Raw genomic sequence first — 22,444 nt, 5'->3', positions numbered from 1 at the left:
TCCCGAATCACTTCGCCAGCAGCGTGTCGATGAGCTGGACGTCTTCTTCGCCGAGAGTGCCGGCGGCAGCCTTCAGGCGCAGTTGGGCGAGGATGGTGTCGTAGCGGGCGCGGGCGAGCTGGCGTTGGGTGTCGGCGAGTTGGGACTGGGCGTTGAGGACGTCGATGTTGATGCGCACGCCGACTTCGTAGCCGAGCCGGTTGGCTTCGAGGGCGGAGGTCGATGAGACCTGGGCGGCTTCGAGGGCTTTGACCTGCGCCATGCCGCTGGTTACGCCGAGGTAGGCTTGGCGCGCTGCGAGCGCAGCGGAACGGCGGGCGTCGTCGAGGTCGGCGTCGGCCTTGAGCTTGAGGGCCGCAGCTTCGCGTTCGCGCGAGGAGACGGCACCACCGGCGAAGATCGGGACGTTGAGCTGCAGGCCGACGGTGTTGGCGTCGGTGCGCGTCGAGCCGCCTGCGGCGGCGCTGGAGCTGAAGCCTGCGCTGCTGTGGCTGCGGGCGGCGACGACGTCGAGGGTGGGGTAGTGGCCGGCGCGGTTGCGCTCGACTTCGCGCGCGGCGATTTCACGCGCGAGCTGCTGCGCCTGCACTGCGTAGCTGCCCTGCTCTGCGGCTGCCGCCCATTCTGCGATGTCGTCGGGCTGCGGGCGGGACAGGGAAAGGCCCTGCCGCAGACCGGCGAGCGGCGACGGGTCCTTGCCGACGATCTGGACGAGCGTCTGGCGGCGTACATCCAGTTCGTTTTGCGCGGCGATTTCCTGCGCCGAGGCGAGGTCGAAGCGCGACTGGGCTTCATGCACGTCGGTGATCGTGACGGTGCCGACTTCGAAGCTGGCCTTGCCGAGCTCGAGCTGCTCGGCGGCCGCCTTTTTCAGTTGGGACTGCGCGGCGAGGGCGTCCTGGGCGTTGAGGACGTCGAAATAGGCTTGCGCGACGCGCAGGATCAGGTCGTGGCGCGCCTGTCCGAGCTGAACTTCGGCAAGCGCGGTCTGCAGTTCGCCCTGCTTGTACTGGATCCAGTTCTGCCAGCGGAACAACGGCTGCGTGAGTTGCACGCCGTAGCCGTTGCTGTTGTATTCGCGCGTACCGAAGACCCGGGTATGCGTGTCGACGTCATTCCAGGTGGTGTTCGCATTGGCGCCGATGGTCGGCAGGAGCCCGGCCCGACCCTGTACGACACGTTCCTGGCCCGCTTCGTACTGGGCACGGGCGGCGGCGAAGCGCGCGTCGTTGGCGAGCGCGTCGCGATAGACCTGCAGGAGGTCGGTCGACCAGGCGCTGGCCGAAAAAAGGGTTGCAAGACTCAGGGCGATTGCGCGCTTCATCGGCTTCTCCGGGGGCAATTCGCTGTGGTGTCAGTACTGCGGCATGGTCGGGTCGACCTGGGTAGCCCAGGCGGCGACCCCGCCGGCAAGGTTGATGACCTTGGAGAAGCCCTGGCGCTCGAGGAACATGCACACCTGCGCGCTGCGGCCGCCGTGATGGCAGATGACGACGATCTCATCGTCGGGATCGAGCTCGGTCTGGCGCGCCGGCACCGTGGCCATCGGCATCAGCAGCGAGCCTTCGATGCGACAGATCGCGAATTCGCCCGGCTCGCGCACGTCGAGCAGGAGGGGCTGGTCGCCCTGGGGGGCGGCAAGGCGTTCGGCGAGTTCGGTGGCGGTGATCTGTCGCATGCAGGGGCTCCTCAGAAGCGGAATTCGTCCCCGCGCTGTACGTTCTTCAGCAGCGGGACGACGGTTTCGAGCACGTCTTCGGTCTGGTACTGGTCTTCCGAGACGCGCGTGATCAGGCGCGCTTCCATGACCGGCGCCGCGCCGACGAAGGCGAACATGCGGCCGCCGACCTTGAGCTGGTCGAGCAGGCTTTGCGGCACGACCGGCAGACCGCCCGAGACGACGATGACGTCGTAGGGGGCACGGCTGCTCCAGCCGCGGGCGGCGTCGCCTTCCTCGACGATGACGTTCTCGACGCCCGCGCGATTCAGGTTGTCCGTCGCGAACTTGACGAGTTCGGGCTCGATCTCGACCGAGCGGACCCAGTCGGTGCGCGCGGCGAGCAGTGCGGCGAAGTAGCCGGAGCCGGTGCCGATCTCGAGCACCGAGTCCGAACGCTTGAGCGGCAGCGCCTGCAGGATGCGGCCCTCGATGACGGGCTTGAGCATGATCTGGCCGTAGCCGATGGGAATCTCGACGTCCGCGAAGGCAAGCGTCTTGTGGGCGGGAGGAACGAATTCCTCGCGCTTGACCGTCATCAGGAGGTCGAGGACGTCCATATCCAGCACATCCCAGGGGCGGATCTGCTGCTCGACCATGTTGAAGCGGGCGCGTTCGAAGTTCATGGCATTGGCTTCCTGTGCAAATATTAGCACACGCTAATTTAGTGCGCGATAAGTAAACTTTTGCATTTTAGCGCACTTGCTGCACTGCAGGCGGCCCGTCTTCCCCGGTTTTCTGGGGTTCGCGGCGCACGCGGTACCACGCGGCATACAGCGCGGGCAGGAAGATCAGGGTGAGGACGGTGGCGACGGTGAGGCCGCCCATGATGGCGACCGCCATCGGCCCGAAGAAGGCGCTGCGCGACAGCGGGATCATCGCGAGGATCGCGGCGGCGGCCGTGAGCATGATGGGGCGGAAGCGGCGCACGGTCGATTCGACGATGGCATCCCACGCGCTGCGGCCGTGCTCGCGGTCCTGGCGGATCTGGTCGACGAGGATCACCGAGTTGCGCATGATCATGCCGGAGAGCGCGATCGTGCCGAGCATGGCGACGAAGCCGAAGGGTTTGCCGAAGGCGAGGAGGAAGACGGTGACGCCGATCATCCCGAGGGGCGCGGTGAGGAGCACCATCGCGACGAGCGAGAAGCTCTGCAGCTGCAGCATGAGCACAGTGAGCACCGCGATGAGGAACAACGGCAGGCCCGCCGCGACCGACTTGCCGCCCTTGGCGCTCTCTTCGACCGAGCCGCCCACCTCGACGCGGTAGCCCAGCGGCAGCCCGGCTTCGATCGACGCGATCTGCGGGGCGAGGTCTGCGACGACGACGGCCGGTTGCACGCCGCCGTACAGGTTCGCGCGGACAGTGACCGTTGGGATGCGGTTGCGGCGCCAGACGACGCCCTGCTCGAACCCGTATTCGGCCGTCGCGACCTGGGCGAGCGAGACGCTGCGGCCGCCACCGACCGGGATCGCGAGGTCCGGCAACAGGCCCAGATGCACGCGCTCGGCTTCGGCGCCGCGCAGCATCACGTCGATCGTCTCGGGACCTTCACGGAACTGCGTGACGGCGAAGCCCTGCACGGAGGTGTTGAGCAGGGTCGCAATGTCCTGTGTCGTCAGGCCGAGGAGCCGCGCCTTATCCTGGTCGATCTTGAGGCGTACGCGCTTGGAGGGCTCCTCCCAGTCGAGATGCACGTTGGAGAGCTGGGGGTGGGTGCGCAGCTTCGCCGCGACCTCGTGCGCGATGCGGCGCAGTTCGTCGAGATCCTGGCCGCTGACGCGATACTGCACCGGAAAGCCAACCGGCGGGCCGTTCTCCAGCCGGTTGACGACGCCGATGAGTTCGGCCGGGGCCTCGTCGAAAAGCGCGATCAGCCGCGTGCGCAAGGCCTCGCGCGCCGCCGGGCCGTCGGTGAGGATCACGAACTGAGCGAAGCTCGTCTGCGGGAGCTGCTGGTCGAGCGGCAGGTAGAAACGCGGACTGCCGCCGCCGACCCATGCGACGTAGTTCTCGATACCCTGCTGCTGATCCAGAAAGGTTTCCAGTCGTCGGACTGCGCGCTCGGAGGCCTGATGCGAGGCGCCCTCGGGCAGGCGCAGATCGACGAGCAGTTCGGGGCGGGTCGAATCCGGAAAGAACTGCTGTGGCACGAAGCGCCCGAACGCGACGAGCGACGCGGCAAAGACGAACAGGGTCAGCGCGATGACGATCCAGCGGTGCGCGACGCAGGCGTCGACCAGCGCGCGCAGGCGCGTGTAGAAGCGGGTGTGGTAGATCGCGTATTCGTCGTGCAGTTCATGCGCATGGGTGGCGCGTTCGGCGAGGCGCGCCCCGAGTCGCGGCGAGAGGCGGCCGACGAGACGCGCGAGCACCGAGGGCTTGCCGCGCTGGGCGTGGAAGTCCGGCAGGAGGTGGTATCCGAGCCAGGGAACGAAGAGCACCGCCGCGACCCAGGACACGAGCAGCGCGATAACCGTGACCTGGAAGATCGAGCGCGTGTATTCGCCGGTCGACGACGCGGCGGTCGCGATCGGCAGGAAGCCCGCCGCGGTCACGAGCGTCCCGGAGAGCATCGGCATCGCCGTCGTGACGTAGGCGGCGCTCGCGGCCTTCGCACGTTCCCAGCCCTGCTCCATCTTCGTCGCCATCATCTCCACGGCGATGATCGCGTCGTCGACGAGCAGGCCTAGCGCGAGGATCAGCGCGCCGAGCGAGATCTTGTGCAGGCCGATGGCCAGGATGTTCATGAACAGGAAGGTGATCGCGAGCACGACCGGAATGATCACGAGCACGACGACGCCGGTTCGCAGGCCGAGCGAGAGCAGGCTCACCGCCATGACGATGACAACGGCTTCGACGAGCACCTGGACGAATTCGCCGACGGAGCGGGTCACCGCGCGCGGCTGGTCGGCGACACGCTCGAGGCGCACGCCGACCGGCAGTTGCGCATCGATCCGCGCGATGACCGCATCGAGATGGCGGCCGAGCGCGATGATGTCGCCGCCTGCGCGCATCGACACGCCGATACCGAGCGCGTCCTCGCCCTTGAAGCGCAGGCGTTCGCGCGGCGGGTCGGCGAAGCCGCGACGCACCTCGGCCACGTCGCCGAGGCGGAAGCTGCGGCCCTGTGCGCGGATGACGGTGTCGCGGATGGCGTCGAGGTCCTCGAACGCGCCGCTCGGGCGCAGCCACACGCGTTCGTCGCGGGTGTCGAAGAATCCGGCGCCGGCAGTGGCGTTCTGCCCCGCGAGCGCACCGGCGATGTCGCGCACCGAGAGGCCGAAGGTCGCGAGCTTGGTGTTCGAGAGTTCGATATACACGCGTTCGGGTTGCTCGCCGAAAAGGCTGACCTTGGCGACGTCCGGCACGTGCAGGAGTTCGCTGCGGATCGCCTCGGCATAGCGCTTGAGCGCGGCGTAGTCGAGGCCTTCTCCGACCAGCGCGAAGATGTTGCCGTAGGTGTCGCCGAATTCATCATTGAAGAACGGGCCGGCTGTGCCCTGCGGCAGGGTATGACGGATGTCGCCGATCTTCTTGCGCACCTGGTACCACACTTCGGGCATGTCGCGCGCCGGAGTGGAGTCCTTCACGATGAAGAACACCATCGACTCTCCAGGGCGCGAGAAGCTGCGCAGCACGTCGACCTGGGCGACCTCCTGCAGCTTCTTCTCGATCTTGTCGGTGACCTGGCGTGCGACCTCCTCGGCGGCGGAGCCGGGCCACTCGGTGCGGATCACCATCACCTTGAACGTGAAGGGCGGGTCCTCCGACTGGCCGAGCCGGGAATAGGAATACAGGCCGATGATGGCAAGCACGGCCATGAAGTAGAGCACCAGAGTCTGGTGTCGCAGCCCCCAGGCGGAGATGTTGAAGCGCCCTTCGTCGGACTCGCGCGGGGTCGTCATTTGCGTGCATCCAGCGCCACCGGGGCGACTTCATCGACCGCGCGCACGGTTTCCCCGGCGACGAGGCGATGCACGCCCGTCACCACGACGCGCGAGCCCGCCGGCAGCCCGCCGACGACCACGACGCCGTCCTCGCGGAATGCCGCCGTGTCCACCGCGAGCGGCGCGAGGCGCGAGGCCTCGTCGACGACCCAGACGGTCGCGCGGCCATCGACGCGGGTCACTGCGGCGAGGGGCAGGACCGTGTGCGCCGCATCGCCGGATTCCGTAAACGCGACGCTCGCCGTGGCGCCGAGCGGCAACGCGTCATCGGCATCCGCAACGCTCACTCGCACGGCGTAGGAACGGGTCGCGGCATCGGCCGCGGGGGCGATTTCGCGCACCGCCGCGACGTAGGTGCGTGCCGGATGCGCCCACGCACGCACGGCAGCGGGCGAACCCGTCTTCAGATCGGCGAGGCGGCTTTCCGGTACGTGGATCAGCACCTCGCACTGGTCGGGGCGTGCCACGCGCAGCACCGGCTGGCCGGCCGCGACGACCTGCCCGACTTCGGCGGGAGCGGCCGTGACCACGCCCTCATCGGCAACGGTCAGGGCCGCGTAGCCGGCCTGGTTGCCGGCCGTGGCGCGCTGCGCGCGGGCCTGGCGCAGCCGCGCTTCGGCCGCCTGCAGGGCGGTACGCCGGCCGTCCAGCGCCGAGGCGCTGACGAAATTGCGTGCGTGCAGATTCTGCACCCGCTCGAATTCCACCCGCGCCAGCGCCACATCGGCCTCCGCCGCCGACACCTGTGCCGCGGCCGCCTGCTCGGCGAGCTTCACATCCTGCGGGTCGAGGCGCGCGAGCACCGCCCCCGGCCGCACGCGCGCGCCGACGTCCACGTTGCGCTCGACGAGCTTGCCGGCGATGCGGAATCCGATGTCGGCCTCGTGGCGCGCACGCACCTCACCGGTGTATACGCGCAGCTGAGGCTCCGCGGCACCGCTGCCAATGGTGCGCACCAGCACCGCCCGCGGAGGCTTCTCGACCGGCGCAGGGCCGGAACATCCGGCAAGCAGGGCGGTCAGGACGACGCCTGCAAGTGTTGTCTTCATTGCGCATCTCCGCCTGGCGCCGGGGCCAGCAAGCCGTTCAGGACCAGATCGAAATAGGTGTGCAGGTACTGCGCCACGTCGGTTTCCTGGCCGCAGCAGGGGCCGAAGGAGTGCCGCCACATCGCCCGATAGACGAGCGGAGCGATCAGGACGCTGCAGATCGCTTCGGGATCGACTTTGCGAAAGACGCCGCGCTCGATGCCGCGCGCGACCGCCTTGCGCAGGAGCGCGGTGCCGCGCTGTATGACTTCCTGCTGGTAATAGACGGCAACATCGGGGAAGTTGCGCGCTTCGGACATCATCAGCTTCGGGATGCCGCCCAGCTCGGTGCTGCCGATGCGCTCCCACCAGCCCAGCAGGATCGCGCGCAGCAGCGCCAGCGGATCATCGTACTCGTCGAGAAGCACTTCGCCCGCGTGCAGCGCCGGGACGATGCCTTCCTGGATGACGGCCTTGAACAGCGCGTCCTTGCTGTCGAAATAGAGGTACAGCGTGCCCTTGGAAACACCGGCGCGTTCGGCGATGTCATCGAGCCGTGTCGCGGCGAAGCCCTTCTCGACGAAGAGCGACAGCGCGGCGGCGGTCAGTTCCTGGGGACGGGCTTCCTTGCGGCGTCGGCGCGGCGCGGGGCGAGTCTCGGCCATCTTCCTTCCATCGGTCGAGCCGGGATCGACCTGCGAACCACGCAGCGCGCGGCGGGACGACCGGCTATTTAATTACTGACTGGTCAGTAATTTAGACGTCAAAACCCCGAAGCGCAAGACAGGAAAGGAGGGAGTGGGTACAGGCCGCAGGCGCGGGAGGGCCGTGCAGCGGACGGGAGGGGCTGGCAGCGTGCTCAGCGCGACTCGAGGATCAGCCGGCCGTTGTGCGGCTGGATCGGGCGGCCGTTGCGGGCGTAGAGGCGGGCGAAGATCGCGAGTTGTTCGGACGAGAGGTGGAGTGGCTCCTTCATTACCGCCCACAGCACGCCTTCGGTGCACGGCGGGGATTCGAGCGAGCCCATGAAGAGGTAGTGCGCCGACGACGCGGGCAACAGGCCCGCCGGGTCTATCGTTACCGTGGGCGTGTAGTCCGTGCCGCGCTCCAGCGGCAGGTTGTTCCACAGGGTCTGGATCAGCGAGTGCGGACGGTCGCCACTTTCGAGCAGCACGGCGACGACCGCGATGTTGCCGGCGGCGGCGCGGTGGTGGAAATGCACGACCATGTCGGACGCCTGGCCGCCGACGCGCTCGACCGAGGGACGGTGGAATTCGAAGAACTCGAGCTCGTAGCGCTGGCCGCGCAGCACGACGCCCAGGCCTGCCCCCACGTGCACGCGCAGCGTGCGGCCGGTATCGGCGATGCGGAAGCCGGTTTCGCGGTAGTCGAAGCGCGGCGCTTCGAGGTCGACCGCGATGCCATTGCGCAAGTCTATCGGCGACTGGCGCTTGCCCTGGGCGCAGACGGCCCATTCCGGGCGCAGCGAGGCCCACTTGTCGGGCCCCGTGTCGCCTTCATAACTCCACTCCGGACGCCGCCACGCGAAGTCGGGGACGGACGGCACGCGGGACGGCGTGGACGCGAGCGAGGCGACCGTCTCGCTGGCAGTAGCCGAACCGCGGCGCGGCGACGGCGCTCTCTTCCCGGACGGCGAGGATTCCGCGGGTGCGGATTGCGCCCCGGGTGCCGGTGCGCTGCTCCGCGCATGGCGCGCGATGCGCTCGGTCTCGCGTGCCGGGGCATCGGTCGGCACGGCGGCCGAACGGCTCAACGGGACCAGCGGGGTGATGCCGGCATCGGCGTTCATCGCCTCGGCGATCGCCGTCACGTCGCGCGCAATCTTCTTCAGATCGGAGACCGAGGGGGGTTTGCACACTTCCTGCCACAGGCGTTCGTCCACGCTGTTGCGTGCCGCCAGCACCGGACTCTCGTCGAGGCCGCCCTCCTCGCGCAGGACGACGTGGCGCTCGTCCATGTACACGCGCTTGAGCGTGAAGAAGCTGCGGTTGTAGCAGTCGTAGCGGTTCATCGCCTTCACCGACGCATAGCCCTCGATCGCGGCACGTTCGGGCGAGAGCACGATGCGCGCCCACGCGACCTTCTGCCCGCCGTCGGACTGGATCACGCTGGAACGGTCGATCTCGACCGTGCGCTCGCGGTCGCGCACGACCATATCCCAGGTCTGCTCGGCCGAGACGACACCCGGCAGCAGCAGGGCTGCGAGCAGTGCGCAACGGACGGGAAAGCGAGCAGTCATGGCGGACGGGAAGACAGGTAAGACGATGCTGACCGGACCCGGCCACGGCCGGATCCTCCATACGGAAGTCTTCGGCAGCAATCCGCGAATCTTTAGCCTCATCTGCGCGCAATCCTTCCCATCACCGCCGGCGTGCGGTTACAATCCGCGCCGTCATTAGGGAGTAGCCGCCTCCGATCCCCTCGGAGGGACCACGTCAACAAACTTGCCCATCCGGGCATGGCGTGTTCAGTCCTCGGACCTGGCGAGACTTTTGACCGCATGCTCTCCGTTTGTTCGGGCCGGGGAGGCGTGCGGTCATCGGTCATGCGCCGGCCCGGAGAACCTGATGAACCTGCCTCTCGAAGCATTTTCCGTTGCCACCGGCATCGTCGCGCTCGCCGAAATCGGCGACAAGACGCAACTGCTCGCCTTCATGCTCGCCGCGCGCTTCCGCCGTCCATGGCCGATCATCGCCGGCATCCTGGTCGCGACGATCGCGAACCATGCCTTCGCCGGCGCGGTCGGCACCTGGGTCACGACGGTGCTCGGACCGGACGTGCTGCGCTGGGTGTTGGGCCTCTCGTTCATCGCGATGGCGGTGTGGATGATGATCCCCGACAAGCTCGACGAGGACGAGATCACGGTGCCGAAGTTCGGCGTGTTCGCGACGACCGTCGTGGCCTTCTTCCTCGCCGAGATGGGCGACAAGACGCAGATCGCGACCGTCGCGCTGGCCGCGCAGTACGGCGCCTTCGTCGCAGTCGTCGCCGGCACGACCCTGGGCATGATGATCGCGAACGTGCCGGCGGTGCTCGTCGGCAATGGCATCGCCCAGCGCCTGCCGGTGCGGCTGATCCACGGTGTCGCGGCGTCGATCTTCGCGGTGCTCGGCGTCGCGGCGCTGCTGGGTTTCGGGCTCGACTGAGGCCGGAGCGGGCGGAAGCGGGGCGTGGCGGGCGGCTCAGCCCCCGCCCCCGTCGGCGCGCCCGATGAGGCCGCTCGTCGGCGAACTCGGCGACGCCCCGTAGAACTTGCGCGGCATGCGCCCGGCAAGGAAGGCCTCGCGCCCGGCCACGACGGCCTTGCCCATCGCGTCGGCCATCCTGACCGGATCGCCCGCCGCGGCGATCGCGGTGTTCATCAGCACGCCGTCGCAGCCGAGTTCCATCGCGATCGCGGCGTCCGAGGCGGTGCCGACGCCGGCATCGACGATCACCGGCACTTTCGCGCGGTCGATGATGAGGCCCAGGTTCCACGGATTGAGGATGCCCATGCCCGAGCCGATCAGGCTCGCGAGCGGCATGATCGCGACGCAGCCGAGATCTTCGAGGATGCGCGCCTGCACCGGGTCGTCGGCGCAGTAGACCATCACGCGGAAGCCGTCCTTCACGAGGCGTTCGGCGGCGCGCAGCGTCTCGGGCATGTTCGGATACAGCGTGTCGCGGTCGCCGAGCACTTCGAGCTTCACGAGGTCGTGGCCGTCGAGGAGTTCGCGGGCGAGGCGCAGCGTGCGGACGGCGTCGTCCGCCGTGTAGCAGCCGGCCGTGTTGGGCAGGATCGTGAAGCGCGTCGGCGGCAGCACGTCGAGCAGGTTGGGCTCGCCGGGGTGCTGACCGAGATTGGTGCGGCGGATCGCGATGGTGACGATCTCGGCGCCGCTGGCGTCGATCGCCGCGCGCGTGTGCGCGAAGTCGCGGTACTTGCCGGTGCCGACCAGCAGGCGCGAGCGGTAGGCCCGGCCGCCGATCACGAGCGGGGCATCTCCCGCGGATTGCGCGTGCATTCCGCGTGCTTCCATCCTGTGCTCCATGCTTCAGCCTCCCCCGACGGCGATGACGATTTCGATGCGGTCGCCCGCGTTGAGCGCGACTTCGCGGTAGCGCCCGCGCGGGACGATGTCGCCGTTGAGCTCGACGGCGATGCGCTTCCCGCTATGGCCGAGCGCCTCGACGAGGTCGGCGATGCAGCCGCTGCCCGGGATCGGCATCGGGCGGCCATTGACGACGATCGCGCTCATGCCGGCACCCTCGTTGCGGCGCGCGCGACTTCGTCCGCGCGATAGGACGAACGCACCAGCGGCCCCGCAGCGACTTCCGCGAAACCCAGCGCAAGCACCTGCTCGCGCAGGTGCACGAACTGCGTGGGCGAGACGTAGCGGTCCACTGGCAGGTGCGCGCTCGACGGGCGCAGGTACTGCCCGAGCGTCACGATGTCGCAGCCGTGCGCACGCAGGTCGCGCAGCGTCGCGAGCACTTCGTCGTCGGTCTCGCCCAGGCCCAGCATCAGGCCGGACTTGGTCGGCACGTCCGGCAAGCGGCGCTTCACCGCTTCGATCAGCGCGAGCGAGCCGGCGTAGTCGCCGCCGGGACGCGCGGCGCGGTAGAGGCGCGGCACGGTCTCGATGTTGTGGTTGAAGACGTCGGGCGGCGCGGCGGCGAGAAGGTCGAGCGCGCGGGCCTCGCGGCCGCGGAAGTCCGGCGTCAGCACTTCGATGCGGATGGCGGGCACGGCCTCCCGGACGGCGGTGATGCAGTCGGCGAAATGACCGGCGCCGCCGTCGCGCAGGTCGTCGCGGTCGACCGAGGTGATTACGACGTAGCGCAGGCGCATCGCGGCGATCACCGCGGCAAGTTCGCGCGGCTCATCCGGGTCGGGCGGCAGCGGGCGGCCGTGCGCGACGTCGCAGTAGGGGCAGCGGCGCGTGCAGATGCTGCCGAGGATCATGAAGGTCGCCGTGCCGCTGCCGAAGCACTCGCCGATGTTCGGGCAGGCGGCCTCTTCGCAGACGGTGTGGAGATTGTGCTCGCGCAGCACGGATTGGAGGCGCAGCACTTCGGGCGTGCCGGGGTCCCGTGCGCGCAGCCAAGCAGGACGAGGGGCGGACGCGAGGGCCGGGTCGATGCGGACCGGAATGCGGGCGAGCTTTTCCGCGCCGCGCGCGCCGGTGCCGGGAAGTGGGGAATGCATGACGTGTTTTCCGTGTGGGCAGACTGGGCAGGCTTGAGTGCCCCGGGAATCTGATCGGGCACCGTGTTCATCCCCCTTCAAGGGGGCGAAACAGGGGTTTCGGCGAGCACTGCTCGCCGCCAGTGAAGCGGCGAGGCGCAGCCGAGACTCCTGGTTAGGAGGGGGATGGGTTTCCGTCGGGATTAACCGGTGCGTGCACCATCTCGTCCGAAACCCATCCCCACCCCAGCCCTCCCCTTGAAGGGGAGGGAGTGTCCGTGCTGAACTCAACCGGACGGCACGTAACTCAGTGCCGATCGATTACCCCAGGAACCGCGCAATCAGCCGATTCACCTCGTTCGCTGCCTCCATCTGCACCATGTGCCCCTGCCCCGTCAGTACCTCAACGAGCGCATCCTTGCCGGCGGCGCGTGCATGGGCGACCGGGATGATCTGGTCGTTCTCGCCCCAAATCACCAGCACCGGCTTGCCCAGGCCGGCCGCAACCGGCGCGAGGCGGGTCGCCTGGCGGCCGTGCTCGAAGAGCGTGTCGCTGATCGTGCGCAGCGCCGCATCGACGCCTTCGAGGCGCTTGTACTTCAGCATGTCGTCGATGAGCTGGCGCGTGACGAGGCCGGCGTCGGAGAAGAGCTGGCTCAGCACGGGCTTCAGGGCCCGACGGTCGTTGGCGCCGACGAAGCCGTCGATGTAGGCGCCGTTGATCTCGTCACCGAGCGCGGCGCTTGCGATCAGCGTCAGCGAGCGCACGCGCGCCGGCGCTGCCTGCGCGACCGCCATCGACACCGCGCCGCCCATCGAGTGGCCGACGAGATGCGCGGCGTCGAGCCCGACGGCGTCCATGAAGCCGACCACCGCCGCGGCGAGGCTCGCGAGCGAGCCGTCGCCGACGTCCTTCGCCGATTCACCGTGGCCCGGCAGATCGAGCGCGTACACCGTGCGATCGGCCGCGAGCGCCTCGTGGTTGAAGAGCCAGTTGTTGAGGTCGCCGCCGAAGCCGTGGATCAGGATCATCGGCTCGCCACCCTCCCCCCGCTTCAAGTAGCGCAGCTTGCGGCCGCCGACCTCGATCTTTTCCGGCTTCGGCCCGGCGTCTTCCTCGTCGCCGGTATCCGGGGTGAAGTTGGCGAGGAAGTCCGCGATCGCGGCGTCGATGTCGGCATCCGGCACTTCGGCATCGGCGACGATGCCCAAGAGGCCGCCCACCGGGAGCACGTCCTCGGCCGAGGCGATCTGGCGCCGCAGCACGCCGGCGACCGAGGCCTCGACCGCACCGGCGATCTTCTCGCTCTCGACCTCGACGATCTCCTCGCCCACGGCGATGCTCTCACCGATCTCCTTCAACCAGCCATTCACCTTCCCCTCCTGCATCGAGAGGCCCCACTTGGGCATGGTGAGCTTATGAATCGCAGACATCAGCGGTACTCCTTGACTCGGGTGACGGCCGCTTCGATGCGGGCCGGACTCGGAACGTAAAGATCTTCCAGCGCGTCGCTGAAGGGCACGGGGACGTGCGGTGCGGTGACCTGCTCGATCGGCGCTTTCAGCGCGCCGAAGGCCTTCTGCGCGACGATGCCGGCGATGTCGGACGCCATGCTGCAGCGGGGCGTCGACTCGTCGACGATCACCAGCCGCCCGGTCTTCTCGACGCTTTCGAGGATCGTGTCCTCGTCGAGCGGCGAGGTCGTGCGCGGGTCGATCACCTCGCAGTGGATGCCCTGCTTCTGCAGCGCGGCGGCGGCGGTCAGCGCCTGATTCACCATGCGACCGAAGGCGACGATCGTCACGTCGTCGCCCTCGCGCGCGACGTTGGCCTCGCCGAAGGGCACGGTGTAGCTCTCCTCCGGCACCTCGCCTTCCATCGTGTACAGCACCTTGTGCTCGAGGAAGATAACCGGGTCGTTGTCGCGGATAGCCTGGATCAGCAGGCCCTTCGCGTCATACGGATTCGACGGCACGACGACCTTGAGGCCCGGGATGTGCGTAAACATGTTGTACAGGCACTGCGAGTGCTGCGCCGCGGCCCGGAAGCCCGCGCCGTACATCGCGCGGATCACGACCGGCGTCTCGGCCTTGCCGCCGAACATGTAGCGGAATTTCGCGGCCTGGTTGTAGATCTGGTCGAAGCACACGCCGATGAAGTCGACGAACATCAGCTCGGCGACCGGGCGCAGGCCGTTGCACGCTGCCCCGACCGCGGCGCCGACGTAGCCGGATTCGGAGATCGGCGTGTCGAGCACGCGGCCCGGGTACTTGTGGAAGAGGCCCTTGGTGACACCGAGCACGCCGCCCCACGCGTCCTCCTCGCCGGGCGCACCGGCGCCCCCGGCGTTGTCCTCGCCCATGATGATGACGCGCGGGTCGCGCGCCATTTCCTGGTCCAGCGCCTCGTTGATGGCCTGCTGGTAGGTGATCTTTCTTGCCATTTGAATGTCTCCTTCGGATTCTTCGAGGCTCAGTACGATACGTAGACGTCGGTCAGCAGCTCGGCCGGCGCGGGCTTCGGATCGGCCTTGGCGCGCACCACCGAGTCGTCGATCAGCGTCTTCACCTCGCCGTCGATCGCGTCGAGCTGCGCGTCCGTGATCTCGCCGTCGGCGGTCACGCGGCGGCGGAACTGCATCAGGCAGTCCTTGGTTTCGCGCAGCGTCTGCACCTCACCCGGCGCGCGGTAGGTCTGCTGGTCGCCCTCGAAGTGGCCGTAGTAGCGCGAGAGCTTCACTTCCAGCAGCGTCGGACCGCCGCCTTCGCGTGCACGCTTGATCGCCTCGCCCGCCGCCTTGTGCACGGCGAAGAAGTCGAAGCCGTCGACGATCACGCCCGGCATGCCGAAGGCCGGCGCGCGGTCGGCGATGTGCTCGCAGGGCACCGAGTACTTCGACGAGGTCGCCTCGGCGTAGCCGTTGTTCTCGGCGACGAAGATCGCCGGCAGCTTCCACACCGCGGCGAGGTTCATCGCCTCGAAGATCGTCCCCTGATTCGACGCGCCGTCGCCGAAGAAGCACACACCGACGTCCTTCGTGCCGCGAATCTTCGCCGCCAGCGCCGTGCCGCAGATCAGCGGACCGCCGCCGCCGACGATGCCGTTGGCGCCGAGCATGCCGACCGACAGGTCCGCGATGTGCATCGAGCCGCCCTTGCCCTTGCAGGTACCGGTCGCCTTGCCCCAGATCTCCGCCATCATCCCGACCGGATCCACGCCTTTCGCGATGCAGTGGCCGTGGCCGCGGTGGGTGCTGGCGATGTAGTCGGCGCCGGTCAGGTGCATGCACACGCCGGTCGCCGAGGCTTCCTCGCCGGCATACAGATGCACGAAGCCGGGGATCTCGCCGGTGGCGAAATCGGTATGCACGCGCTCTTCGAACTCGCGGATCGTGCGCATGATCCGGTAGGCCTTGAGCAGGCCCTCGCGGTTCAGTGTCTCGCTCATCATTGCTCCTCGCTTGATTTGAAGGGTTTCGAGTCCCGCAGCGGCTGCAGCGAATGCCGCGGACCTGGGCTCCCTTCTGCACGGCGCGTGCCAACCCCGGGCCGAAACGCCGCCTCACCCGTCCGACGATTCGCGCAAGCAGCTGAAAAGACTGATGAAAACGCGGACACGGAGCCGTGCCCGATCCCTGCCATCGCTTTGGCGCCGGCCGCTCGTTCGGGTCGCCCGGGACATCCGCTGAGACACCCGGCCCGCAATTGCCGTGACAGCCGTCTCAATGAAGTGAGACACCTGTCCGCATTGATTTCCCTACGGGCCGGGAATACGCTGAAACCAAAGGAAAAAGCACTTCTGTCCAATACATCCGGCGCGGGACGCCGGAGACGAGAGGAAGGCAATGAGGAGACCTCAGGAGATCGTCCAGCACGTCGGACGCGTGATCGACGTCGTCGAGCGCGGCCTGCCGCTCGGGCGCGACAGTAGTTTCGAGCGCCTTGCGCGCTCGTGGCGGCGGTCGCTCAGCACCCACCAGGTCGATCCGGCGCTCGCGACCACCCCGCGCGTTGTCACCGCGCAGGAGCTGCGCGAACACCGCGACCGCATCGACGCCTTCATGCGCATCGCGCGCGAAGGCATGGATCGCCTGCACACACAGCTGCGGGCGGTGAATTACTGCGTGCTGCTCACCGACGCGGAGGGCGTGACCGTCGACTTTCGCACCGTCCCCGAACTGGACAAGGAATTCAAGGCGGAAGGCTTCCGCGTCGGCACCTGCTGGTCCGAGGCGCTCGAAGGCACCTGCGGCGTCGGCACCGCGCTGATCGACGGCCAGCCGATGCTGGTCCATCGCGACGAGCATTTCCGCTCGCACAACATCGCGTTCAGTTGCAGCTCGGTGCCGATCTTCGGCCCGGACGACCATCCGGTCGCAGTGCTCGACGCCACCGCCTTGCACGCGCCCGCGCAGCGCGAAAGCCAGCTCCTCGTCTATCGCCTCGTGCTCGACCGCGCGCAGCAGATCGAGAACGCCTTCGCGTGGTACAACCTGCGTCCCTACTGGGTTCTGCAGCTCGGGCGCCTTGCCGAATACCTCAGCGTGCAGACCGACTACCTCGTCGCCTTCGACGACAGCGGCCGCCTCGTCGGCGGCAACCGTCGTGCGCGGCTGGAACTGCTCGATGGCGGCGATGGCCCCGCGCCGGCCTTCATCCACGAGCTCTTCGAGTGCACGACGAACGAGATCCTCGCCACCGCGCACGCGCAGCCCGGACAGGCCTTCCCGCTGCGCCTCACGGCGAATGGCGAGCGCCTGTTCGCGATCCTGCGCGCCCCGGCACCGCGCTCGCGCAGCGGGCTCGCACTGCCGCAAGCCGCGTGTGACGCGGCCGAGGACGGCGCCTGCGCGAACATCCCCGGTTTCTCGCACCTCGCGCTCGACGACGCCCGCCTGCGCGGCAACGTCGAACGCGCGCTGAAGGTCGCCAACCGCGACATCCCGGTGATGCTGCTCGGCGAGACCGGCACCGGCAAGGAAGCGTTTGCGCGCGCGATCCACGACTACAGCGATCGCCGCGCCAAGCCCTTCGTTGCGCTCAACTGCGCGGCGATCCCCGAGACGCTGATCGAGAGCGAGCTCTTCGGCTATCGCGACGGCGCCTTCACCGGCGCACGCAGCAAGGGCGTGCGCGGCAAGATCCTGCAGTCGGACGGCGGCACGCTCTTCCTCGACGAGATCGGCGACATGCCGCTGCAACTGCAGAGCCGCCTGCTGCGCGTACTCGCCGAAGGCGAAGTGCTGCCACTGGGCGCGGAAACGCCGACCCCGGTGCGCCTGCACGTCGTCTGCGCGACCCACCAGGACCTGCCGGAACTCGTGCAGCAGGGTCGCTTCCGCGAGGACCTGTATTACCGCCTCAACGGTGCCGTCTTCCTGCTGCCGCCGCTGCGCGAACGCGAGGACATCCGCGGCGTGATCGACAAAGTGACGCGCGAGGAAGCGACAACGATGGATCGCCCGGATCTCCACCTCGCCGCCGCAACGCTCGACGCCCTCGCCCGCCACGACTGGCCCGGCAACATCCGCCAGCTGCGCCACGCGATGCGCTACGCGTGCGCGATCGCCGACGGCGACGCGATCGAGCTCGAACACCTGCCACCGGACCTCTTCCGCGCGCGGCCCGGCGGCCACGCGGCGACGGCGCGCGTCGACGCCTTCGAAGACGCCCCGCCGCTGCGCCTGCCGTTCCACGCGGACGCGCCCCGCCGCGCACTGTCCAATACCGAAGCGGAACTGCGCGCCCAGATGCTCGCCGCGCTGCGCCGCCATCACTGGCAGGTCACGGTCACCGCACGCGAACTCGGCATGTCGCGCGCGACCTTCTACCGCAAGATGGCGCGACTGCAGATCGTCAGTCCCAACCGCCGCGAGTTCGACGCATGAGGCGACGCATGAGGCGACGCATGAGGTCGGGGCGCGGCGCCCAGCCGCGCCCCGACAGGCCATCGCGGGAATTCGTCCCGCCCTACTGCGTCCCGAGGTACTGCAGGTAGGCCACCAGCTCCCAGATCTGCTCTGCGCTGAAGGCCGTGCCCCACGGTGGCATCACGTCCGCGCCGACGCGCCCTTGCGTGATCGTCTCGAACATCACCTGCACAGGCAGGTCCTTGCGGCCCTTGAAATCCGGCGCGCGCCCGCCGACCCCCTCGAAACCGTGGCAGTAGCCCGCGCAGGTCTTATTGAAGCGCTTGCGCCCCACCTCGATGCGCGCGGGATCGGCGAGGTCGAAAGGTGCGGCGAGCGAACCTCCCGAGGGGGCGGCCTCGCGCGCCGCATCCGTTGCCGCGGGTCCGACCGCCACGCAGGTGAAGGACAAGCCGGCAAGGAGGCTCAACAACAATAGCCGGCGCACTGGCGGCACGACCGTGAGGAAAGTCGACGCAGACATGATCGATTCATCCATGGCAATGCAAAGTCGGAAAAAACGGGGCGGCGATCGCCGCCGCCCCGCAACAAGAGCGGGAGGCAAACCCGCTCAAGGAGGAAGGAGGAGTCGCGCTCAATCCACGGTGAACGCGATCAGCGCCGCGCCGCCCGGCAGGTCCTTGATCTGCGGATAGGCCCCGGCGAGGAAGCCCGGCGCGTGCGAACCGAGTCCCGTCGGCACGACGATGTACTGGCGCCCGCCCGCCGCGTAGCTCACCGGTCCACCGCGCAGCCCCGAACCGGCGCTGAAGCGCCACAGCTCCTTGCCGTCGTCGGCGTCGTAGGCGTAGATGCGCCCTTCCATGTCACCGGTAAACACCAGCCCACCGGCCGTCGTCAGCACGCTGGAGAGCGGCGGCATGTCGTAGCGGATGCTCCACTTGACCTTGCCGGTCAGCGGATCGCGCGCATCGAGCCGGCCATGCGGCTTGTCCGCGGGCGGCGGCACGAGTTTGATCTCGTCGATGCCGAGCGACAGCGACGAGATCGCCGTGAGGTTGGCCGGATCGTCACGCCCGGCGACGACCTCGTTGCATACCTCCATCGCATGCGAGTACCACAGGCCGGTGCCGGGGTTGTAGGCGCCGTGGTTCCAGCTGCGCGCACCCAGGAGGTTCGGGCAGAACAGCTTCTTCTTGCCCTCCTCCGGATAGATCGGATCGATCAGCCGGCCGGTCTTCGGGTCGATGCCCTTGACCCAGTTCACGTGCTGCGCGAACTGCCACACGTTCTCGAGCTTGCCGTCGTCCTTGTCCATCACGAACACGAAGCCGCTCTTGTTCAGATGCACGATCACGTCCTCGCCGTCCGCCCCCTTCACCATCAGCGCCTCGTAGGCCGAGTCGAAATCCCACGAGTCGTGCGGGATCTCCTGCCGCGCCCACTTCAGCTTGCCGCTCTTCGGGTCGAGCGCGAGCAGGCTCGCCGTGTACTTGTTGTCGCCCTTGCGGTCGGCGTTGAAGTAGTCCGGCGCGGCGTTCGAGGTGCCGATGTAGATCGTGTCGCTGCGTGGATCGTAGGTTCCGGGCATCCACGCGCTGCCGCCGCCGCGCTTGCGGCTGTCGCCCGGCCAGCTCTCGGGGTCGTCGCGCAGGATCTCGAAGGTCCACGCGGGCTTGCCGGTGTCGGCATTGACCGCGTAGATCTTGCCGCTGATCGGCTGATCGCCCCCGGTCGTGCCGCCGAAGAGCACGTCGCCCGCGAGCTGCGGCGGCGCCGAGAAGAGCGCGCCATATTGCGTCTTCAGGTCGGTGAGCTGCGTCGCCCACAGCTCCTTGCCGGTCTTCTGGTCGAGCGCGACGAAGCGCCCGTCGAGCGTGCCGAGATACACCTTGCCGCGCCCGACCGTCACGCCGCGGCTCGCCGCGGCATAGAAAGTCTGCTTCGCCAGCGGGTCGAGCTTCGCCTCGTAGCGCCACAGCGTGCGGCCGCTGGCGGCATCCACCGCCCACACGTTGTTGTTCGCCGATACGTAGTACAGCACCCCGTCGATCACGATCGGTGTCGCCTGGATGCCATGCGTGATATTGCCGGGCTGGTGGATCCACGCGACCTTCAGCCGCCCGACGTTGTCGCGGTTGATGGCTTGTAGCGGGCTGAAGCGCCACGCGTTGAAGCTGCGGTGGTACTGCGGCCAGTTGTCCGGGTCGTCGAAACCCGGCCCGCTCGCGGCCCACGCCGCACCCGACAATGCCCCCGCGCACGTGAGCGTGACGATCACTTTCTTGGTCTTCATGCCGTTCTCCTCCGGAATCGGGTGCGCGCCTACCAGGCGTAGGCGTACTTCAGGTTGAGGCTGTCCGTCGCCCCATGGCTTTCGCCGTCGATGCCGCGCGAGTAGCGCACGGTGATCGACTGGTTGCCGTAGTACTTGAACATCACGCCGATGCCGGCGGTCGTTTCGTGGCTCTCGGGCAGCTTCACGCCCGCGGCGCGGTTCTTCCAGCCTTGCTGGCGTTCGTAATCGAGTGCGATGAAGGGCTCGATCGCGTCGTCGATCTGGTAGCCCAGCCGGTGATTGGTGTGGAACAGCGTCCCCGGCGTCGCGTCCGCCGCGGTCGATTCGCCGAAGAACACGAAACCCGCGTCCGCCGTGTAGGTCAGCTTGCCGAACTGCACGTCCCAGAAGACGCTCGACAGGTTCTTCCACACGTCGCCGCCGCCGATGTCCTGGTCGCCGACCGGCACCTGCATGAAGGTCTGGAAGCCCAGGGTGGAGTTCGCGCTCGGCTTGTACCAGGCCGCGAAGCCGGTGATCGGGTCGCCGATGCCGCTCGCCGAGCTGCGCGTGTCCGAGTTCCGCACGCCGACTTCCGGGACGATGATCTCGTACGCGAGCCCGATCTTCGGGTTCGATTCCGGCGTCCAGAAGCGCACGTACTTCGACAGGCCGACGATCGTGCGCGTCCTGGCCGCGCGCCGCCGGTCGCCATCGCCGTCCCACTGGCGATCGCCGTCCTGGAAGGTGGCGTACTGCACGAAGACGTTGAAGGGCTTGAAGTCGACCGGCAGGTCGTACTCGTGCGGCCCGATCACGTCGAGCGTGACTTGCGCCTGGACCGGCGCCACCGCACCGAGGGCGGCGGCGACGAGAGCCACCCGCCAGGGCCGCGGCGGGACGACGGCGCGACGGCGGCCGGACTGTTTCTTGTGCATTGAATGTCTCCTCGTTGTGTGTTGCTTGCACTGCGAGCGGACGGCACCGATCGCTGCCCGCCCGGCACACCCCTCGCGAATCGCGTGCCAAACACACTTTCTTTTTATTTCAACGATTTGCACAACACGCCACCGACAGAGCGAGACACACGTCTCGATACGCCGGTGAGACGCGCGAAACAGCTGTCTCAGCCCGCAGGGCTTGGAGCAACCGTTCGGCGGAGGGACGTGGATGGCTCTACGGGAGTTCGCGATTGCCCCGACGGCTTGCCACGGCGGGGACGTTTCGGTAGCGTCGCCCGCCTGCTCTCCCGTTTCGAGGTAAGACCGTGCAGCGCCAGATTCCCAACGTCGTCAGCATCGCCGGCGTCGACCCCAGCGGCGGGGCCGGCGTGTTCGCCGACATCAAGACCTTCTCCGCGCTCGGCGCCTACGGCTGCGGCGTCGTCGCCGCGCTGACGGCGCAGAACACGCAGGCGGTGACCGGCGTGCATACCCCGCCGACCGATTTCCTGCGCCTGCAGATCGACACGCTGTTCGCCGACGTCGCGATCCACGCGGTGAAGCTCGGCATGCTCGGCAGTGCGGAGATCGTCGCGACGGTCGCCGACCGGCTCGCGCATTTCGACGCGCCCTTCGTCGTGTGCGACCCGGTGATGGTCGCGAAGAGCGGCGACCACCTGCTCGCACGCAACGCCGTCGCGATGCTGATCGAGGCGCTGCTGCCGCGCAGCTTCATGATCACGCCCAACCTGCCGGAGGCCGGCGTGCTCCTCGAACAGCGCCCGCCCGAGACAGTGAAGGAGATGTACCGCGCTGCCGAACGGCTGCGCGAGATGCTGCCGCTGTCGTCCGAGCGCTGGGTGCTGTTGAAGGGCGGTCACCTCCCCGGCAGCGAGGTCGTGGACCTGCTGTTCGACGGCGACCGCATGATCGAGCTGCCGTCGCCGCGCATCGAGACGAAGAACACGCACGGCACCGGCTGCACCCTGTCGTCGGCGATCGCCGCGTTGCTCCCACAGCACGCCGGAGGCTTCCGTCCGGTCGAAGCGGCGGTACGCGACGCGCGCGACTACCTGCTGCGCGCGATCGCGGCTTCCGGCGCACTGTCGGTCGGCAAGGGGCACGGCCCCGTGCATCACTTTCACCGCTGGTGGCCGGGGGCCTGATGTGCCCCGCCCGCCTCCGCGGGAAGTTGCGACGGCCCCCTTGCGACCGCAATCACGGCCCGGCGCCGCTTTCCGACGAATATCGCAGTAATAGAACGTCACGTCCCGATTTTTGGTGATTTACACGCACCAAGCTTTGGCGTAACGTGTCGCAACTTACCTAGGGGTCCTTGCATCCGCCTTCGCGGCGGCTGCAGGGTGAGAAAAACCCTTTGAACCTGATCCGGGTAATTCCGGCGAAGGGAAGCGTAGGTGCAATCATGCGCCTCCTCCTTCCGGTCGTCCGCCCGGCCCTGCCCCACCGA

At 68.2% G+C, this 22,444-nt stretch carries 19 protein-coding genes and 2 riboswitches; of the genes, 3 read left to right on the top strand and 16 right to left on the bottom strand.

Annotated elements, in window-relative coordinates; genetic code table 11:
* Window positions 1-7: 7 nt before the first annotated feature.
* From GPA27_RS10035 to GPA27_RS10005, 7 genes are all read right to left on the bottom strand, one after another.
* Window positions 8-1,324 (bottom strand): TolC family outer membrane protein, encoded by a 1,317-nt coding sequence (locus tag GPA27_RS10035; RefSeq protein ID WP_169140054.1) that lies wholly within the window; start codon window positions 1,322-1,324, stop codon window positions 8-10.
* 30 nt (window positions 1,325-1,354) lie between these two features.
* A complete protein-coding gene (locus tag GPA27_RS10030) occupies window positions 1,355-1,678 on the bottom strand; it encodes a rhodanese-like domain-containing protein (RefSeq protein ID WP_169140052.1) in 324 nt (107 codons plus the stop codon).
* An 11-nt stretch (window positions 1,679-1,689) separates the two neighbouring features.
* Complete coding sequence (locus GPA27_RS10025) at window positions 1,690-2,343, bottom strand: protein-L-isoaspartate O-methyltransferase family protein (RefSeq protein ID WP_169140050.1); 654 nt, start codon at window positions 2,341-2,343, stop codon at window positions 1,690-1,692.
* A gap of 67 nt (window positions 2,344-2,410) precedes the next feature.
* Entirely contained in the window at window positions 2,411-5,626 is a 3,216-nt protein-coding gene (locus GPA27_RS10020; protein ID WP_169140048.1) for an efflux RND transporter permease subunit, read from the bottom strand.
* On the bottom strand, window positions 5,623-6,717 hold the full coding sequence (locus tag GPA27_RS10015; protein WP_169140046.1) for an efflux RND transporter periplasmic adaptor subunit: 1,095 nt from the start codon (window positions 6,715-6,717) through the stop codon (window positions 5,623-5,625). The genes GPA27_RS10020 and GPA27_RS10015 overlap by 4 nt, the downstream gene beginning before the upstream one ends.
* Window positions 6,714-7,361 carry a TetR/AcrR family transcriptional regulator gene (locus GPA27_RS10010; protein WP_169140044.1) on the bottom strand — a complete coding sequence of 216 codons (648 nt, stop codon included), beginning with the start codon at window positions 7,359-7,361 and terminating at the stop codon, window positions 6,714-6,716. The genes GPA27_RS10015 and GPA27_RS10010 overlap by 4 nt, the downstream gene beginning before the upstream one ends.
* Window positions 7,362-7,555: 194 nt before the next feature.
* On the bottom strand, window positions 7,556-8,956 hold the full coding sequence (locus GPA27_RS10005) for a carbonic anhydrase (RefSeq protein WP_169140042.1): 1,401 nt from the start codon (window positions 8,954-8,956) through the stop codon (window positions 7,556-7,558).
* A 146-nt stretch (window positions 8,957-9,102) separates the two neighbouring features.
* A riboswitch (yybP-ykoY riboswitch) is annotated at window positions 9,103-9,283 on the top strand.
* A gap of 1 nt (window position 9,284) precedes the next feature.
* Here GPA27_RS10005 and GPA27_RS10000 point away from each other — a divergent pair.
* Complete coding sequence (locus GPA27_RS10000; RefSeq protein ID WP_169140040.1) at window positions 9,285-9,863, top strand: TMEM165/GDT1 family protein; 579 nt, start codon at window positions 9,285-9,287, stop codon at window positions 9,861-9,863.
* Between the two features lie 36 nt (window positions 9,864-9,899).
* On the opposite strand, the gene GPA27_RS09995 is transcribed toward GPA27_RS10000, so the two are convergent.
* The 6 genes from GPA27_RS09995 to GPA27_RS09970 form a co-directional block, all read right to left on the bottom strand.
* Window positions 9,900-10,721 carry a thiazole synthase gene (locus GPA27_RS09995; protein WP_169140085.1) on the bottom strand — a complete coding sequence of 274 codons (822 nt, stop codon included), beginning with the start codon at window positions 10,719-10,721 and terminating at the stop codon, window positions 9,900-9,902.
* A 30-nt stretch (window positions 10,722-10,751) separates the two neighbouring features.
* Window positions 10,752-10,955, bottom strand: coding sequence for a sulfur carrier protein ThiS (gene thiS, locus GPA27_RS09990; RefSeq protein ID WP_169140038.1), 204 nt, complete (start codon window positions 10,953-10,955; stop codon window positions 10,752-10,754).
* On the bottom strand, window positions 10,952-11,905 hold the full coding sequence (lipA, locus tag GPA27_RS09985) for a lipoyl synthase (RefSeq protein ID WP_169140036.1): 954 nt from the start codon (window positions 11,903-11,905) through the stop codon (window positions 10,952-10,954). Before lipA ends, thiS begins: the two co-directional genes overlap by 4 nt.
* A 300-nt stretch (window positions 11,906-12,205) precedes the next feature.
* Entirely contained in the window at window positions 12,206-13,318 is a 1,113-nt protein-coding gene (locus tag GPA27_RS09980) for an acetoin dehydrogenase dihydrolipoyllysine-residue acetyltransferase subunit (protein WP_169140034.1), read from the bottom strand.
* Window positions 13,318-14,328 carry an alpha-ketoacid dehydrogenase subunit beta gene (locus GPA27_RS09975; protein WP_169140032.1) on the bottom strand — a complete coding sequence of 337 codons (1,011 nt, stop codon included), beginning with the start codon at window positions 14,326-14,328 and terminating at the stop codon, window positions 13,318-13,320. Before GPA27_RS09975 ends, GPA27_RS09980 begins: the two co-directional genes overlap by 1 nt.
* A 29-nt stretch (window positions 14,329-14,357) precedes the next feature.
* Window positions 14,358-15,332, bottom strand: a complete 975-nt coding sequence (locus tag GPA27_RS09970) for a thiamine pyrophosphate-dependent dehydrogenase E1 component subunit alpha (RefSeq protein WP_169140030.1) — start codon at window positions 15,330-15,332, stop codon at window positions 14,358-14,360.
* A 397-nt stretch (window positions 15,333-15,729) separates the two neighbouring features.
* On the opposite strand from GPA27_RS09970, the gene GPA27_RS09965 reads away from it, so the two are divergent.
* Entirely contained in the window at window positions 15,730-17,772 is a 2,043-nt protein-coding gene (locus tag GPA27_RS09965) for a sigma-54-dependent Fis family transcriptional regulator (protein WP_169140029.1), read from the top strand.
* An 82-nt stretch (window positions 17,773-17,854) separates the two neighbouring features.
* Here the strand turns inward: GPA27_RS09965 and GPA27_RS09960 are convergent, their stop codons facing one another.
* The 3 genes from GPA27_RS09960 to GPA27_RS09950 form a co-directional block, all read right to left on the bottom strand.
* A complete protein-coding gene (locus GPA27_RS09960) occupies window positions 17,855-18,277 on the bottom strand; it encodes a c-type cytochrome (protein WP_169140027.1) in 423 nt (140 codons plus the stop codon).
* 111 nt (window positions 18,278-18,388) lie between these two features.
* Window positions 18,389-20,050, bottom strand: coding sequence for a pyrroloquinoline quinone-dependent dehydrogenase (locus tag GPA27_RS09955; RefSeq protein ID WP_169140025.1), 1,662 nt, complete (start codon window positions 20,048-20,050; stop codon window positions 18,389-18,391).
* A 29-nt stretch (window positions 20,051-20,079) separates the two neighbouring features.
* Entirely contained in the window at window positions 20,080-20,970 is an 891-nt protein-coding gene (locus GPA27_RS09950; protein WP_169140023.1) for a transporter, read from the bottom strand.
* 329 nt (window positions 20,971-21,299) lie between these two features.
* On the opposite strand from GPA27_RS09950, the gene thiD reads away from it, so the two are divergent.
* A complete protein-coding gene (gene thiD / locus GPA27_RS09945) occupies window positions 21,300-22,139 on the top strand; it encodes a bifunctional hydroxymethylpyrimidine kinase/phosphomethylpyrimidine kinase (protein ID WP_169140021.1) in 840 nt (279 codons plus the stop codon).
* 152 nt (window positions 22,140-22,291) lie between these two features.
* Window positions 22,292-22,402: riboswitch (TPP riboswitch) on the top strand.
* Window positions 22,403-22,444: the final 42 nt, after the last annotated feature.

Origin of the sequence: Aromatoleum toluolicum, from assembly GCF_012911005.2 — a bacterium.
GTDB classification, from domain to species: domain Bacteria; phylum Pseudomonadota; class Gammaproteobacteria; order Burkholderiales; family Rhodocyclaceae; genus Aromatoleum; species Aromatoleum toluolicum.
The sequence above is the reverse complement of the archived record's forward strand: the minus strand, read 5'-3'. Positions and strand labels throughout refer to the sequence as shown.